The sequence below is a fragment of the Paenibacillus planticolens genome, from assembly GCF_013141725.1.
Classification (GTDB): domain Bacteria; phylum Bacillota; class Bacilli; order Paenibacillales; family NBRC-103111; genus Paenibacillus_E; species Paenibacillus_E planticolens.
In genome coordinates this window covers 308,606-323,185 of record NZ_WHNZ01000012.1, presented here as the reverse complement: position 1 = coordinate 323,185, position 14,580 = coordinate 308,606, and the positions used below count along the sequence as shown (strand labels likewise).

General features: G+C 47.6%; 20 protein-coding genes. All 20 read left to right on the top strand.

What is annotated here, in order from left to right; genetic code table 11:
• The first annotated feature begins 175 nt into the window (after positions 1 to 175).
• Positions 176 to 871, top strand: a complete 696-nt coding sequence (prsW, locus tag GC097_RS04360; RefSeq protein WP_171682253.1) for a glutamic-type intramembrane protease PrsW — start codon at positions 176 to 178, stop codon at positions 869 to 871.
• Between the two features lie 70 nt (positions 872 to 941).
• Positions 942 to 1,097 (top strand): hypothetical protein, encoded by a 156-nt coding sequence (locus GC097_RS04355; RefSeq protein ID WP_171682106.1) that lies wholly within the window; start codon positions 942 to 944, stop codon positions 1,095 to 1,097.
• 108 nt (positions 1,098 to 1,205) lie between these two features.
• Positions 1,206 to 2,579: a germination protein YpeB gene (gene ypeB, locus GC097_RS04350; protein ID WP_171682105.1), complete on the top strand. Its 1,374-nt coding sequence runs from the start codon at positions 1,206 to 1,208 to the stop codon at positions 2,577 to 2,579.
• 73 nt (positions 2,580 to 2,652) lie between these two features.
• The gene (locus GC097_RS04345) at positions 2,653 to 3,336 is read left to right on the top strand and encodes a flagellar brake protein (protein WP_312875609.1); all 684 of its coding nucleotides are present in this window, start codon (positions 2,653 to 2,655) and stop codon (positions 3,334 to 3,336) included.
• 108 nt (positions 3,337 to 3,444) lie between these two features.
• Positions 3,445 to 3,669: a hypothetical protein gene (locus GC097_RS04340; protein WP_171682104.1), complete on the top strand. Its 225-nt coding sequence runs from the start codon at positions 3,445 to 3,447 to the stop codon at positions 3,667 to 3,669.
• A 129-nt stretch (positions 3,670 to 3,798) separates the two neighbouring features.
• Complete coding sequence (gene cmk, locus GC097_RS04335) at positions 3,799 to 4,482, top strand: (d)CMP kinase (protein ID WP_171682103.1); 684 nt, start codon at positions 3,799 to 3,801, stop codon at positions 4,480 to 4,482.
• Between the two features lies 1 nt (position 4,483).
• On the top strand, positions 4,484 to 5,065 hold the full coding sequence (locus tag GC097_RS04330; RefSeq protein ID WP_171682102.1) for a lysophospholipid acyltransferase family protein: 582 nt from the start codon (positions 4,484 to 4,486) through the stop codon (positions 5,063 to 5,065).
• 149 nt (positions 5,066 to 5,214) lie between these two features.
• Positions 5,215 to 6,522 carry a 30S ribosomal protein S1 gene (gene rpsA / locus GC097_RS04325; protein WP_171682101.1) on the top strand — a complete coding sequence of 436 codons (1,308 nt, stop codon included), beginning with the start codon at positions 5,215 to 5,217 and terminating at the stop codon, positions 6,520 to 6,522.
• Positions 6,523 to 6,553: 31 nt separating this feature from the next.
• Positions 6,554 to 7,612: a type 2 isopentenyl-diphosphate Delta-isomerase gene (gene fni, locus GC097_RS04320; RefSeq protein WP_171682100.1), complete on the top strand. Its 1,059-nt coding sequence runs from the start codon at positions 6,554 to 6,556 to the stop codon at positions 7,610 to 7,612.
• A 128-nt stretch (positions 7,613 to 7,740) separates the two neighbouring features.
• Positions 7,741 to 8,367, top strand: a complete 627-nt coding sequence (locus GC097_RS04315) for a YphA family membrane protein (protein WP_171682099.1) — start codon at positions 7,741 to 7,743, stop codon at positions 8,365 to 8,367.
• Positions 8,367 to 9,272, top strand: a complete 906-nt coding sequence (locus GC097_RS04310; protein WP_171682098.1) for a YIEGIA family protein — start codon at positions 8,367 to 8,369, stop codon at positions 9,270 to 9,272. Before GC097_RS04315 ends, GC097_RS04310 begins: the two co-directional genes overlap by 1 nt.
• 1 nt (position 9,273) lies before the next feature.
• Positions 9,274 to 9,453: a capping complex subunit for YIEGIA gene (locus tag GC097_RS04305; protein ID WP_171682097.1), complete on the top strand. Its 180-nt coding sequence runs from the start codon at positions 9,274 to 9,276 to the stop codon at positions 9,451 to 9,453.
• A gap of 130 nt (positions 9,454 to 9,583) precedes the next feature.
• Positions 9,584 to 10,909: a ribosome biogenesis GTPase Der gene (der, locus tag GC097_RS04300; RefSeq protein ID WP_171682096.1), complete on the top strand. Its 1,326-nt coding sequence runs from the start codon at positions 9,584 to 9,586 to the stop codon at positions 10,907 to 10,909.
• Positions 10,910 to 10,923: 14 nt separating this feature from the next.
• The gene (gene plsY / locus GC097_RS04295; protein ID WP_216625632.1) at positions 10,924 to 11,532 is read left to right on the top strand and encodes a glycerol-3-phosphate 1-O-acyltransferase PlsY; all 609 of its coding nucleotides are present in this window, start codon (positions 10,924 to 10,926) and stop codon (positions 11,530 to 11,532) included.
• Positions 11,533 to 11,569: 37 nt separating this feature from the next.
• Complete coding sequence (locus tag GC097_RS04290) at positions 11,570 to 12,613, top strand: NAD(P)H-dependent glycerol-3-phosphate dehydrogenase (RefSeq protein ID WP_171682095.1); 1,044 nt, start codon at positions 11,570 to 11,572, stop codon at positions 12,611 to 12,613.
• Between the two features lie 93 nt (positions 12,614 to 12,706).
• Positions 12,707 to 12,973 carry a stage VI sporulation protein F gene (locus GC097_RS04285; protein WP_171682250.1) on the top strand — a complete coding sequence of 89 codons (267 nt, stop codon included), beginning with the start codon at positions 12,707 to 12,709 and terminating at the stop codon, positions 12,971 to 12,973.
• A gap of 103 nt (positions 12,974 to 13,076) precedes the next feature.
• Positions 13,077 to 13,256: a DUF2768 family protein gene (locus tag GC097_RS04280; RefSeq protein ID WP_171682094.1), complete on the top strand. Its 180-nt coding sequence runs from the start codon at positions 13,077 to 13,079 to the stop codon at positions 13,254 to 13,256.
• Positions 13,257 to 13,274: 18 nt separating this feature from the next.
• Positions 13,275 to 13,568 carry a 2Fe-2S iron-sulfur cluster-binding protein gene (locus tag GC097_RS04275; RefSeq protein WP_171682093.1) on the top strand — a complete coding sequence of 98 codons (294 nt, stop codon included), beginning with the start codon at positions 13,275 to 13,277 and terminating at the stop codon, positions 13,566 to 13,568.
• A 27-nt stretch (positions 13,569 to 13,595) separates the two neighbouring features.
• Positions 13,596 to 14,207, top strand: coding sequence for a nucleotidyltransferase family protein (locus tag GC097_RS04270; protein WP_171682092.1), 612 nt, complete (start codon positions 13,596 to 13,598; stop codon positions 14,205 to 14,207).
• A 13-nt stretch (positions 14,208 to 14,220) separates the two neighbouring features.
• Positions 14,221 to 14,577: a 2Fe-2S iron-sulfur cluster-binding protein gene (locus GC097_RS04265; RefSeq protein ID WP_171682091.1), complete on the top strand. Its 357-nt coding sequence runs from the start codon at positions 14,221 to 14,223 to the stop codon at positions 14,575 to 14,577.
• Positions 14,578 to 14,580 lie beyond the last annotated feature (3 nt).

Below are 14,580 nucleotides of genomic sequence, written 5' to 3'. Positions count from 1 at the left end.
GCTTTTTTTATTGTCCAAAAAGGACAATAGGCAATATTACACTCGTTTTCCATCATGATCGCACCTGTTCACCGAATAAATCATAGATAAGTCGTTTGAAAATGTCTATAATGTAAGATGACATGAAAGTATCTGACGATATTTCATGATTTATCGCCAAAAGGGGGAGCCGCATTTGCAAATATTGCCGATTGTTCTTGCAGCCGTAGCCCCAGGACTCTCACTGCTTGCCTACTTTTATCTAAAGGACCGCTACGAAACGGAACCAATCCATTTGGTTATCCGCATGTTCTTGTTCGGTGTGCTGCTCGTATATCCCACGATGGTGCTTCAAAACGCCTTAATTCAAGAGGTGGGCGAGGGGACTTTCATCACCTCCTTTCTTCTGTCAGGCGGTATTGAGGAGTTCCTGAAATGGTTCGTCCTGTATCATTTAATATTAAGGCATCCAGCCTTTGATGAGCCATATGACGGGATTGTATACGCGGTTTCGGTAAGCTTGGGTTTCGCGACATTAGAAAATATCATCTACGCTTTCCTGCATGCAAGTTCTTTCTCCGCCCTCATGATCCGTGCTCTGCTGCCAGTATCGGCGCATGCGCTCTTCGGCGTCATGATGGGTTATTATTTGGGAAAAGCCAAGTTCGTACCAAACAAAATGCAAAAGTATCTCTGGTTCTCGCTCCTGCTCCCGATTTTCTGGCATGGGCTGTTCGACTACATCCTGCTTATATTTAAATCGAATTGGATATGGGTCATGATACCGGTCATGACATTTCTCTGGATTCGTACGATTTGGCGGGTTGACCGCGCGAATGCGCATTCTCCGCTGCGTGTTGCGGCAGCAGAAGAGAAGATTAAAATGAGTTAATTTGGCAATACTGGACAGTATAGATGGCGATTCCTGGCATGATAGGCTTGGAACTACCGGGAGGGTGTACATGTCCATAACACGTGTGAAAGTGAAGATTCGCTGCCGGCAGTGCGGAGAGAAGTTCGTGCTCAAAGGCAAAAAAGAAAAAGGCAAGATTGAAACAGGATTTAGGCAATGTATTTGCAGTAACGAGCATGATTTTGAAATAGAGACCGATGAATAATGAGGGGCCATTCTTTAAGAATAGGCCTCTTTTTGTTGTCAATCTTGTATAAACCTGTCTTTCCGAGCAGAAACTAAGCGCAAGTTAGGGAATGAAAGGAGTATGCACGTGTATAAAAGATTGAGTATTGTCATGTTTCCTTTTCTTTTGCTTGCCTTGATCGGCGCCTCGGTTTGGGGGTATTTGGAGCATCAGGAGAAAAATACGATTTTGATCAAAGCAGAGAACCAATACCAGCGGGCGTTCCACGATCTCTCTTTCCATATGGATAAGCTGCATACGGAGCTTGGAAACACACTTGCAGTAAACAGCGTATCGGAACCTTCTTACCGGAAAGGGCTGGTGAATGTGTGGCGGCTGACCAGTCAGGCGCAAAGCGACATCACACAGCTTCCGTTAACGATGCTGCCATTTAATAAAACAGGGGATTTTTTAGCGAATATGGCTAATTATTCTTACCGGATGTCCGTTCGCGACATGGCCAAGCAGCCTTTGACGGAAACCGAAATGAAAACGCTAAGCGCGCTTTACGATCACTCCGCTGAGATTACGAAGGAAATCAGGGGTGTTCAGGACAAGGTAATGACGAACAATTTGCGATGGATGGACGTTGAGCTGGCATTGGCTTCGGAAAAAGAAAATCACGACAACGCCATTATCGACGGCTTCTCCTCCGTGGACAAAAAAGTAGGCGCCTATGAAGAGTTGAATTGGGGCCCGGGCAGCATGAGTTCATTGTCCAAAAATAAAATTAGCATGTTGTCAGACAATGACATGACCGCTGAGCAAATTAAGCAAAAAGCCGCACAATTTTTGGGACAAAGCGATACCTCGAATATGCAGGTTGTAGAAAACGGCGGCAATGCGCCCGAAAATCAAAGCTATAGCGTTGTCATTCCAGGCGGCAAAGGCGGCTCCGATCAGGTGCAGATGGACTATACGAAAAAAGGCGGCCAATTGATTTATTTTATGAAACCGCGGGATGTCAAAACGTCGAAATTCGATCTCCGGCAAGCACGGGATATCGCGAATGAGTTTTTGGATCAACATGAATATAAGGACATGAGCGCCGTAAGTTATGACCAGTATCAAAATATCGCAAATATCATTTTCGCTAAACGCGAGAAGGACGTAATCGTGTATCCTCAACAAATCAGCGTTAAGGTTGCTCTGGACACGTTGGAAGTGCTTGGGCTTCAAGCAGGCGATTATATTTACGGCCAAGTACAGCGCAATATCGGACAGCCCAAAATTACTGCGGCTGAAGCACGCAAGCAGTTAAGTCCGAATATGAAAGTAACGGGCGAAACGTTGGCCATCATTAAAAATGAGCTGGATGAAGAGGTTCTCTGCCACGAATTTATCGGGAAAATGAACAATACGATGTACCGGGTATACGTCAATAGCGATTTGGGCATCGAGGAGAAAATCGAGACTATTCGCCCAGATCAAGCAGAAGCAGCCGCCGGAGCGGCAAAATAGAGCCAGGAAGAGAAGCGGGTTTGGAGCCGGCTTCTTTTTTTTGCTATTCAAATGAGAGGGGCGTGGTATAATTGTGTCATATTATGTTTCGGAGGTGCAGGAATTGCTGCCCAAGGTTAACCAAATTTTACATATACAAGTAAACAGTATCGATGATGAAGAATCCAAAATCGAGTACAGATCCAGAATTGCGGATGTGACGGATCTTTCCATTGTGATTGAAATTCCGATGAATGAGCAGACGGGCAGACTTAAGAAGTTGTATTACGGCGATGAGCTTAACACTTATTATGTCGGTCAAGGTGGTGTGAAGCATTACTTCACCACGTCTGTCACCGGCTATCGTGAAGATGTCATTCGCCTGATTGAGCTACACAAGCCTGAATCTGAAGCCATTACGCAAGTTCAGCGCAGAAGTTTTCTGAGGGTGCCGGCTGAACTTGAAATCGCAGTCAAAGTGTCGGACCAGATTCAATTTATCGGCGTAACTGACGATGTCGGCGGCGGCGGGATTTCCTTTGTTTATGACGGGCAAATTCCGCTCGGCGTGAACATGGCTATTTCCTGTTGGCTGCTGGTTCCATTTAAGAATGGCAATATTGAGCATATTTCTTTTAGCGGCGAGATAGTGCGCGTCAAGCATTTGGAAACCGGCAAGCAGCTTGCTATGCTCAGATTTGTTGACATTCTCGATCGGGAGCGCCAGAAATTAATTCGTTTTTGTTTCGAACGCCAAATGGATTTCCGGAAAAGATAATATAGGGATCTTTTGACGAAATCAAAAGTCTCTCTGCTTGTAAGCATGAGAGTCCGCTCGTATGGGTATACTACCAGACAAAATGCCTATTCGAGCAGGTGAACGCTCATGTCCAACGATCGGGAAGCGAAGTCCTACGAGCAATTGTTTATCCTCTTTTCCGCAAAGGTTGAGAAGGTGATAATTCGCACTACATTCTTCTGTATTATTGTGCTTATTTGCGTGCAGCTGCTTCTCCAAATTCCCTACATTCGCAAGCATTTTACGCGTGTGGAGCCGCTTGAAGGAAAGCCTTACATGACGCCTCAGAATGGGAAGGGGGAGCGCTATTAAGCACGTCTTGATGCAATCTATTATGCGTCCAAGTTTTGCATATGCCTAGGTAGTGTGGTATAATTTGAATCGATTAGCAGGCAGTGCCTGCTTTTTTGTTCGTAAGGTATCGTTGGGAGGAACAGCAGCTTGGATAAGTTCAATATTGCCATTGATGGACCTGCTGGAGCCGGTAAAAGTACCATCGCTCGGCTTGTAGCCGGAGCACTTGGATTCATTTACGTGGATACAGGAGCCATGTATAGGGCAGTAACATGGAAAGTACAGCAAGAGGGGCTGCTACCTGATCAAGAAACAGAAGTGGCTGCTTTGGCGGAACGTATGCAAATTGAGCTCGTACCTGGAGAAGAAGGGCAACAGGTTTACGTTGATGGTGTCGATGTGACGAAAGCTATTCGTACCACAGCGATTACAGACCATGTTTCCCAAATCGCTAGTTATGGCGCGATACGCCAGCTGCTGGTCGCGCTTCAGAAACAAATGGCGATATCCAAAGGTGTCGTCATGGATGGCCGAGATATTGGCACCCATGTCATGCCGGATGCAGAAATCAAGGTGTTCCTGACAGCAAGTGTGAAAGAACGTGCAGAACGGCGTTTCAAGGAGATGCAGAACAACGGTACTTGTACGCTGACACTCTCCGAGCTTGAACAGGACATCGCCCGCAGGGACCAGTTGGACCAGAATCGAGAGATTTCTCCGCTCAGGCGCGCTCATGACGCTGTGTTAATGGACAGTACCTCTATGACGATCGAAGAAGTTGTTGACGAGATACTTGGGCTTTGTAAAAACAAAGTCGGAGGTGGCAAATAAGATGCTGTATCGCATCGGCAGGGCCTTGTTTCGCTGCTTTTTCACCTTATTTTTCCGAATGCGTGCCATCGGCATGGAGAATGTCCCTAAACATGGCGCAGTAGTGCTATGCGGCAATCATACAAGTTTATTGGATCCGCCATTATTAGGAACTCCGCTTAAACGTATGGTACACTTTATGGCGAAAGCAGAGCTGTTTAATATTCCTGTTTTGGGCTCTGTCATTTCGAAAGTAGGCGCCTTTCCCGTCAAACGCGGAGGCGTGAGCAGAGATTCAATCCGTCTGGCGGTGCAATTGCTCCGTGACGGGAATATGTTAGGCGTTTTCCCGGAGGGTTCGCGCAATAACGCGGGGGGAATGGGCAAGAAGGGCGCTGCCTCGCTTGCATTGAAATCCGGCGCTGCGGTCGTGCCCGTTGCGATTGTCGGCAATTATTCCTTATTCCGCCGCATGACCATCGTGTATGGCAAACCGCTTGATCTTAGCGCTTATGCGGGAGCCAGTTCCGAAGATTTGGAGCTTGCGACTGAAGCCATTATGAAAGAAATTCGCCGCTTGCACCGTACATATAGCAAGACATAAGCCAAATGTATGGAAATGAAAGCTTGGAATTATACTATCTTTAAAGCGAATGATACTATTGTTTTGTTTGAAACAGAGTAGAAGCTTACATACTGCTTTGTGACTTATAAATTATTTCTTGTTGGTTGTAATTAGAGGAGGCTAATCTCATGTCAGATGAAGTAAAAGTTCAAGATCAAACGCAAGAAGCTCAAGAAACAGCCGTATCGCAAGCAGAAGCGGAGCATGCCATGAACAATGTTGCTGTGCTGAAGAAAGGCGCTACCGTAAAAGGCAAAATCGTTAAGGTAGATGCAGATCAAGCCTTCGTGGATATCGGTTACAAATACGATGGTGTCATCCCGGTGCGCGAATTGTCTTCCGTTAGCTTAGACGATGCGGGTCAAGCAGTTCAGCTTGGACAAGAAGTAGAATTGAAAGTTGTTTCTATCAACGATGCCAAAGAAACTTTGGTACTATCCAAGCGTGTTGTGGATAGCGAGAAAGCATGGGAAACCCTGCAAGGTCAACTGGAAAGCAAAGAAATTATCGAAGCTTCCGTAGCTGAAGTTGTCAAAGGCGGTTTGGTTGTTGATATCGGCGTGCGCGGTTTCGTACCGGCATCCATGGTTGAGCGTCAATTCGTTGAAGACTTCTCTTCTTACAAAGGCCGCACATTGCGTCTTCGTGTGAAAGAAATCGATCGCGAGAAAAACAAAGTCATCCTTTCCCAAAAAGATGTATTGGATGAAGAGTTCGAAGCGAACAAAAAGAAAATCATCGAAGGTCTGCAAGTAGGACAAGTACTTGACGGTACGGTTCAACGCTTGACACAATTCGGCGCGTTCATTGACATCGGCGGTATCGATGGCCTTGTGCACATTTCCGAGCTGGCTTGGCACCATGTTGAGCAAGCTTCCGACGTTGTCAAAGAAGGCGACAAAGTGAAAGTGCAAATCCTTAAACTTGATCCTTCCAACGATAAAATCAGCCTTAGCATCAAGGCTACACAAGCAGGCCCATGGTCCAATGTGGAAAATGATTTCAAAGCTGGCGATATCGTAACAGGTACAGTGAAACGTCTTGCCGCTTTCGGCGCATTCGTTGAAGTAGCTCCTGGTGTTGAAGGTCTTGTGCACATTTCCCAAATTGCACACCGTCACATTGGCACGCCTCACGAAGTATTGAAAGAAGGCCAAGAAGTTCAAGTGAAAATCTTGGAAATCAATGCGTCCGAGAAACGCGTTAGCCTAAGCATCAAAGAAACAGAAGAAGCTCCGGAAGCTCCTGCTGCAGCTGCTCCATCCGCTGGCAAGCCAGAAAGAGAAAGACAACCAAGAGGCGATCGTGATCGCGGTAACAGCGCTAGTCATCAAAAAGAGATCGCTGGCAACGAGAACGTGTCCTTAAGCAACCAAGGTCTATCCATGACTCTTGGCGAGCGTTTTGGCGACAAACTTTCCAAATTTAAAAAATAATTGATACTTGGATTTTAGGAGGACCATAGGAATGCGCATCTCACGCAAAATGGAGCATGTCCATTACGCGCTGGAGCTTGGTCAATCTAGACAGCAAGGGCTGTCGGATATCAAGCTTGTGCATAACTGTCTGCCTGAGACTTCAACGGATCATATGTCATTAACGACTGAAATCGGCGATCTCATTATGAGCTCGCCGATTTTAATTAATGCCATGACCGGTGGCGCCCAGGAGACAGAGAGCATCAACCGCGAACTAGCCATTATGGCGCGGGAGAAGGGGATGGCGATGGCTGTCGGCTCCCAAATGTCTGCTATAAAGAACAGCGAGGTAGCATCAAGTTACCAAGTTGTGCGGCGCGAGAACCCTAAAGGGATCGTGTTCGCGAATTTAGGCAGCGAGGCTACCGTGGATCAAGCGGTTAGGGCAATAGAGATGATTGAAGCTAATGCACTGCAAATACATTTGAATGTTATGCAGGAATTGATCATGCCGGAAGGGGATCGCAACTTCGTTGGCATGCTGAAACGAATTGAAGCGATTGTCCGGCATGTTCAGGTGCCGGTCATCGTCAAGGAAGTCGGCTTCGGCATCCTGAAGGATAATGCCAAGCAATTGCAGGAGATTGGCGTCCGTATCCTGGATGTCGGCGGCTCGGGCGGCACGAATTTCGCCGCCATTGAGAATGCAAGACGTCCAGCCGCGATGGAGTGGCTGAACGATTGGGGCACGCCGACCAGCATCTCGCTGCTGGAGTCGTTGTCGGTGTATCAGCAAGGCGCAGTGATCGCCTCGGGAGGCATTACGAATGCTTTGGAAGCAGCCAAAGCGCTTGTTCTTGGCGCCTCGGCCGTCGGTATGGCGGGAGCGTTTTTGAGAGTGCTGCGCGAGCAAGGCGCGGAAAGCATGCATCATTTTGCAGACGAGCTTCATCAAGGACTTATTTTAATTATGACAGCGTTAGGCGCCCCGACGATAAAGGCATTAGGACAATGCCCGGTCGTCATTCTGGGAGAAACAGCAGAATGGTGCCGCGCCCGCGGGATAAATTTAACTTCATACGCAGATAGAACCAATCGGAGTAAATAATCGAAAGATTGCCATACTAAGGATCAGGTAGTGCTTCCCTCATCAGTACAGAGCGGAAGCCTGAAGATCCGCAGGCAAGCGATGATTCGCGTCATCAGCTAGCTTATGCAGCCTAGGGTGGTCAGATTATGAACTCCGGTTATTTGTCTCTCATTCTCCTTTGCATCACGTTGATCTTGTTTGCCAGCGGATGGAAGGAACTGTACATCAGAAGTATATCGCATAAAGGCATGCTTCTTTTTTTTGCCCTGTGGTTGATAGGTTCGAACTTTTCCATAACGATTAAACAAGTGCATATTCAACTCGTCTATGTCCTTATTTTTCTCATGAGCATCGCTATTCTTCACGTAACCCAAGGCTTCATACATAAGCTTCATTTGCTTTCGATCGGGCTTCTGCTGGGTTCGCTTCATTTCTTGCTGCAGCAGCTGCTGGAGATGGATCCGATTCTCATTGTGCGGAATTCAGATTGGGATGTTGCCATACTGCTCGCCATTCTGGCCGTTCTATTGCAGCGGAATGCTTTGGAGCAAATTGCCGCGATTTCGATCGGCTACTTGCTTGGCGATATGTATTTGGCGGGCATTCATCCCGTAGCCGGCTACCATCATCTCGGGCATTCGACATTTCAAGACCAATGGTGGCTTTCTGTCTTCACGGCTCGAACGATGACGATTATTCTGCAATCGGCTTATAACGGTTGTCGAAGCCTGATACGCAGCTGGATGGAGCGAAAAGGAGGCTGGAGAAAGTAATGGACTGGTTGTATTCGCACCGGTATACGATAGGTATCGTCGTAGGTGTTGTTTTTGGGATAGCAGCGCGGCTCAATATGCTCAGGACAGACTACAGGCAATACCCGACTTACCCGCATGGAAAAATCATACATATTTCCCTTGGCGTCATTGCCGCCGGCTTGGGGGCGGTAGCTGTGCCTGCTTTGCTTGAAAAAAACTATACGGCGGTTACGTTTTTATCGTTGGCCGCGCAGCAGTTTCGGGATGTTCGCAATATGGAAAGACAAAGCTTAACGAAGGTTGATGAGCTGGAGCTTGTTCCCAGAGGAGCGGCTTATATCGAAGGCATCGCCATGGTATTCGAGGGGAGAAATTACCTCGTCATATTCACGTCCTTCCTTGCTTCTCTATTTAGTATTTTATTCGCTTGGTACTGGGGGGCTTTAGCCGGAATTATTTCCATTTGGATTGCCAACTTTTTTAAATCAGGCAAAAAGTTGGGGGATATCGCGGAGATAGAACTCGTACCAATCCGGATGGAAGGACCTGATCTGTTTGTCGGTCACATCTATATCATGAATGTGGGGCTGGAAGACACCCGCAGCAAGATTCAAGAGCATGGCATTGGTTTTCTGGTTAAACCGAAAAATCGCAACGTTCGCGTAACCTTGGCAAATCTGGGCCAAAGACAGGCTATTCTTCATGATATCTCTACGTTATTTGGCGTGTACCGAGATGATGGCGAGCCCTCGTTGAGGCCAATGGCCAAGCTGGATATGAACACCGGAACGCTTGGATTGCTTCTCCTGCCTCAAGAGAAGGATGCGAATAAGACGTTTGTCGGCCTGCATCGAATTCCTGTACTGGAAAGTGCTGTACGCATGCCGTCCGAGGCAGCTGTCAATAAAGAAAAGGAGGCTTAAAATGACGCAAATCGTTGCTGTCGTGACAATGACGAAGGAACGGGTTGGCGGCGGCGCTCCAATTTTTGTCGTGGATCAGGAAGAGGATCTGCAAAAAGTTTCTTTTTCCTTGGAAAAGATATTGGATGCGAACGCGCATGATTTGAAAAATGGCACGATGATTTTGGTCAAACATACCTAGTGCGGTGGGTATGCAGCGATCAATTTGGCAAAGTCTCAAAAGAGATTAGCCAATCCGTGTCTTTTTTGTTATGATGTAAGTTGCGTATTTTTCCATGGCTGATCATGGAATCAGGAGGAGTGAATGAGAATTGGCTAGACCAGTACTTGCAATTGTCGGCCGACCGAATGTCGGCAAATCCACTATTTTCAATCGGATCGTTGGCGATCGTATGGCGATTGTGGAAGATAAACCGGGTGTAACACGTGATCGACTCTATGGTGTGGGAGAATGGCTGAATACGTCATTCAGCGTGATTGATACAGGCGGTATTGAAATTGACGGTGAGGATGCCATCCTCAAATCCGTTCGTGTGCAGGCCGAGCTTGCGATCGAAGAGGCGGATGTTATTGTTTTCATGGTAGATGCCAAAGCGGGAGTAACCCCGTCGGACGAAGAAGTGGCTCAACTGCTGTTCCGTTCTAAGAAGCCGGTCGTGCTTGCGGTAAACAAAGTAGATAACCTGGCGCGTCAAGATGATATCTATGAGTTCTATTCTTTAGGATTTGGAGATCCAGTTGGCATTTCAGGGTCTCATGGTATCGGAATCGGAGATTTGCTAGAAGTTGTGTGCGGGCTTTTCCCTGACAAGAAGGACGATGAATACGGAGATGAAGTCATTAAATTTGCTCTGATCGGCCGTCCGAATGTCGGCAAGTCGTCCATGACGAATGCGATTCTCGGAGAAGAGCGGGTTATTGTAAGCGATGTTGCCGGCACGACGCGCGATGCGATTGATACGCCATTTGAGCGCGACGATCAAAAGTTTGTCATCATCGATACCGCTGGTATGCGGAAGAGAGGCAAAGTTTACGAGAACACGGAGAAATATAGCGTGATGCGCGCGATGAAAGCGATAGAACGCGCAGACGTTGTGCTCGTTGTTATCGATGGTCAAGAAGGCATTATTGATCAGGACAAGCACATTGCGGGCTATGCGCATGAAGCAGGAAAAGCGGTTGTCATTGTCGTAAATAAATGGGATATCGTGGAGAAAGACGATAAGACCATGCAGCATTTTACACAGACGATCCGTGATCATTTCTTGTTCTTGAGCTACGCTCCGATTGTCTTTGTATCGGCGAAAACAACGCAGCGCTTGCATAAGCTGTTGCCGGTTGTCGTTCAAGTGGCAGAGAATCATGCCCTTCGTGTTCAAACGCATGTGTTGAATGATGTTATTTCCGATGCGGTAGCTTACAATCCGCCTCCGACGGATAAAGGCAAGCGCCTGCGGATTAACTACGTCACGCAAGTTGCGGTGAAGCCTCCTGTCTTTGTGCTCTTTGTGAATGAGCCTGAGCTCATGCACTTTTCATATGAACGGTATTTGGATAATAAGATTCGTGCAGCCTTCGGTTTTGAAGGAACCCCGATTCGTATCTTAAGCCGCAGAAAGACTTCGGACAAAGAATAAGGAGATGTTGCAGCTTGCTTTCAATTTCCATAATAACAATCATAGCGGGTTATTTATTAGGGGCCATAAGCTTTAGTTATTTATTTGGAAAATGGTTCAAAGGCATCGATATCCGCAAACACGGCAGCGGCAATGCGGGGGCGACCAATACGCTCCGCGTTCTGGGCAAGGGCCCGGCCATCCTCGTACTGATCTTGGATGGCTTGAAGGGAGTCGCTGCCGTTTGCCTCGGCATCTGGGCAGCTCCCGGTCCCGATGACATCTGGGTTTGCGTACTATGCGGACTTGCTGCCATCATTGGACACAATTGGCCGGTGTATTACGGTTTCCGTGGCGGCAAAGGCATTGCCACTACGATCGGCGTAATGGCCACGCTGTGCTTCATCCCAACGTTAATCGCAGGACTGACTGCCATCGCCATTATTGCCATAACTCGGTTTGTATCGCTCGGTTCCCTTGTGTTAACCGCACTTTTACCTTTTCTTATTTGGGGAATGGATCGGCCTTTACCTGTTTTGTGGATTAGCATTTTGCTGTGCGCGTTTGCCTTTATGAGGCACCGTACGAATATTGTGAAGCTGATCCAGGGAAAAGAGAACAAGCTGGGGCAAAAAAGGGCATAGCCCGATTTGTCCCATGCCAAACGTTTAGGAGGTAACCATGTCAAATAAAGTATCGGTTCTGGTAGCCGGCAGCTGGGGAACGGCACTCGCCTCGGTACTGGCGGATAATGGGAAGCAGGTGCTGTTATGGTCCCGCAATGCGTCGCAAGTGCAAGAGATCAACGAACAGCACCGGAACAGCCGTTTTCTCCAAGATGTGGAACTATCGCCGCTCATTGTGGCGACAAACTCGCTGCAGGAGGCGGTTGAAGGGGCAGACGCGATCATTATGGTCGTCCCTTCATCCGGGATGCGTGAGGTAGCGGCTCTCATGCGACCTTATTTGAAAAAGGATGCTTTGGTTATTCATGCAACCAAAGGGTTTGAAACCGGAACCCTCAAACGAATGACGGAAGTTCTGGCAGATGAGCTGCCGGAAGCGGATGCGAGTAGGTTTGTAGTGCTCTCGGGTCCTAGCCATGCCGAAGAAGTAATCCGGAAATGTCCGACAACGGTCGTTGTCGCGGCACAAGACCTTGAGGCGGCAGAGGCTGCACAGGATTTAATGATTAACTCCTATTTCCGTGTATATACGAACCCGGATGTTGCCGGTGTCGAAGTTGGCGGTGCCCTCAAAAACATCATCGCGCTCGGTGCAGGACTGACAGACGGTCTTGGCTTTGGCGATAATGCAAAAGCTGCGCTTCTCACGAGAGGACTGGCAGAGATCGCACGCTTAGGCGCTAGTATGGGGGCTAGTCCATTGACTTTTGCCGGATTAGCCGGAATTGGCGATCTGATTGTGACATGTACAAGTCAACATAGTCGAAATTGGCGTGCCGGCAATAAACTCGCGAAGGGCACTCCGCTGGAAGAAGTGCTTCAAGAGATGGGGATGGTCGTCGAAGGCGTGAAAACGACGAAAGCCGCTTACGAATTATCGCGCCGATATGAAGTGACGATGCCGATTACCGATGAGCTGTATAAGGTGCTTTTCGATGGGAAATCGCCTCAGATTGCCGCTCAGGACCTTATGGGACGCGTCAGAACTCACGAGATCGAAGAAGTGGCTACAGGTGCCGTTACAAATGTGCTGAAGTAGCCTACACCACATTCTAGCCGCATTCATACTATACCGTATAAGCTTTTTAGTTTATATCAGGTATGGGAGGCGGCGCATTTGGCAAACAAAGATATGTCCAAGGACGTATTGAATGTGGTAAAGAAAAAAACGGGTAAATCCGTTACACCTAAAGATATTGAGAGAATTGCCAGCGGTGTTAAACCTTCTACACTGCAAAGTGAGACTCAGCTTCGTCAGCTGATCAAACAAGTCTCCGGGCTAGTAAATGTGAAGGTATCCGAAGAAACGGTCAACGATATCATCCAGGCTGTTAAAAGCTCGAAACTGGACACCAATAACATGCAGCAGCTTATGAACATGATGATGGGCAAAAAATAAAAAGCATGAAGGGGAGCTTGCTGCCCTTTATGCTTTTTTTCTCATCCTATGCTATACTTACTGGTGATTAATTTTAAAGATATATACATAAGGAGTTAAAAATATGTCAAGTTTGGACAAAATGTGGGCGTCTTTTGTGGCGATTGGCCTGATGGTTGTCGCTTCATTGTTGATTTCGTATGCGAGAACGCGTACGCAAGGCTGGATTCGCGTCGTTCTTTCGACCGTTGCCTTTTTCCTGTTTGTACCGATTTTGCTCTATATGCTGCTATCATTGTTTTAACATGGAGGGAAGTCATCGATGTTGGAATTAAAAACGCGTAAAACTCAGAAAACGATGGAGCCGGTAACAGGCTTAAGTATTTTAGACCATGCGCTTAAAAATGACGTAGAGTGGGGGTTCTCGTGTACGCGCGGGACATGTGCCCGGTGCCGCTGTTATATAGCGGAAGGCCGGGATCTGCTTTCTCTGCCTTCTGACGAAGAGGAGAGCCGTCTGGAGCCTGAGGAGATTGAACAGGGGTACCGGCTGGCTTGTCAGTGCATCGTGAAGCAATCCGGCGCGATTTCCGTCACGCATAAGCCTTATTTCTAAAAAATCTGCCTGAAAGGTGTGGGCAACTTGGTCCTGCTGGAACCGTTAGTACCAACGATTACGACCATTCATACACAATTATTGCAAGCCCCTAGCGTACGATGGCTCATCGGTGGCAGCTGTGGACTGCTTATGCAAAACGTAGATATCGGAAGAAGCCCGAGAGATCTGGATATTTATGTAGACCTGAGCGATGTGGCCGGGATACATACGTCTTTGCAAGATTACTCCGTAGACACGCCTGTGTTAAGTCAAACCGTGATGTATGCTTCCATCTTGAGCCATTATCAGATTCATGGAGATATGGTTGAAGTGGTAGGAGATTTCAAAGTTCAAGCGCTTGATTCTGCATATCAAGTGGAAGTAGGGTTTCTATGGGAGCACCATAGTCATTTGGCTGATATAGGTAAGCAAGAAGTGAAAGTCATGCCGCTGGCGCATGAACTTATCTTTAACCTATTGCGTGATCGGCCTGATCGATATGAGGCTATTTATAGAACGATGTTGGCTTCTCCGGAAAGGCACATGCAGACCTTGCATGTGTTATTGCAAAGGAATCGTTGGGGACTAGATTTCCAAAGAAAACTTGAGTGTTTAATAGATTCGATTCGCCGTAACGTCCCGGATGATGGCAGATAAGTAGGTGATCCTGATGAATGGACCGGAAGTGCATTTTTATCCGGACGACAAAAAAATAAGCGTTAGGCCGGGCACAACCTTGCTGGATGCCGGCCGAAAGGCGAGAGTTAACATTCGTACGCGCTGCGGTGGCAAAGCAGCTTGTCTGATGTGCAAAGTGAAAGTAAACGATCCCGGCTCCAAAGGACTCGCGCCAATGAATGTGAATGAGCGTTTGAAGCTCGGATCGCAAGCGGATGAAGGCTTCCGCCTTGCCTGTCAGGCTCGTGTGACAGGTGCCGTGCAGGTAACGATACCGGAGGACCCGTTAAAGGCGGCTATTCGCGCTCAGCTTGCGAGGCAAACGGATGGAGATGACGATTTATTTTAAAGC

What these genes read in the sequence shown, in the direction of transcription:
- GC097_RS04355 (WP_171682106.1), top strand. Translation starts at nt 942, where the DNA reads ATGTCCATAACACGTGTGAAAGTGAAGATTCGCTGCCGGCAGTGCGGA.
- GC097_RS04340 (WP_171682104.1), top strand. Translation starts at nt 3,445, where the DNA reads ATGTCCAACGATCGGGAAGCGAAGTCCTACGAGCAATTGTTTATCCTC.
- GC097_RS04330 (WP_171682102.1), top strand. Translation starts at nt 4,484, where the DNA reads ATGCTGTATCGCATCGGCAGGGCCTTGTTTCGCTGCTTTTTCACCTTA.
- rpsA (WP_171682101.1), top strand. Translation starts at nt 5,215, where the DNA reads ATGTCAGATGAAGTAAAAGTTCAAGATCAAACGCAAGAAGCTCAAGAA.
- fni (WP_171682100.1), top strand. Translation starts at nt 6,554, where the DNA reads ATGCGCATCTCACGCAAAATGGAGCATGTCCATTACGCGCTGGAGCTT.
- GC097_RS04315 (WP_171682099.1), top strand. Translation starts at nt 7,741, where the DNA reads ATGAACTCCGGTTATTTGTCTCTCATTCTCCTTTGCATCACGTTGATC.
- GC097_RS04310 (WP_171682098.1), top strand. Translation starts at nt 8,367, where the DNA reads ATGGACTGGTTGTATTCGCACCGGTATACGATAGGTATCGTCGTAGGT.
- GC097_RS04305 (WP_171682097.1), top strand. Translation starts at nt 9,274, where the DNA reads ATGACGCAAATCGTTGCTGTCGTGACAATGACGAAGGAACGGGTTGGC.
- GC097_RS04290 (WP_171682095.1), top strand. Translation starts at nt 11,570, where the DNA reads ATGTCAAATAAAGTATCGGTTCTGGTAGCCGGCAGCTGGGGAACGGCA.
- GC097_RS04285 (WP_171682250.1), top strand. Translation starts at nt 12,707, where the DNA reads ATGTCCAAGGACGTATTGAATGTGGTAAAGAAAAAAACGGGTAAATCC.
- GC097_RS04280 (WP_171682094.1), top strand. Translation starts at nt 13,077, where the DNA reads ATGTCAAGTTTGGACAAAATGTGGGCGTCTTTTGTGGCGATTGGCCTG.
- GC097_RS04275 (WP_171682093.1), top strand. Translation starts at nt 13,275, where the DNA reads ATGTTGGAATTAAAAACGCGTAAAACTCAGAAAACGATGGAGCCGGTA.
- GC097_RS04265 (WP_171682091.1), top strand. Translation starts at nt 14,221, where the DNA reads ATGAATGGACCGGAAGTGCATTTTTATCCGGACGACAAAAAAATAAGC.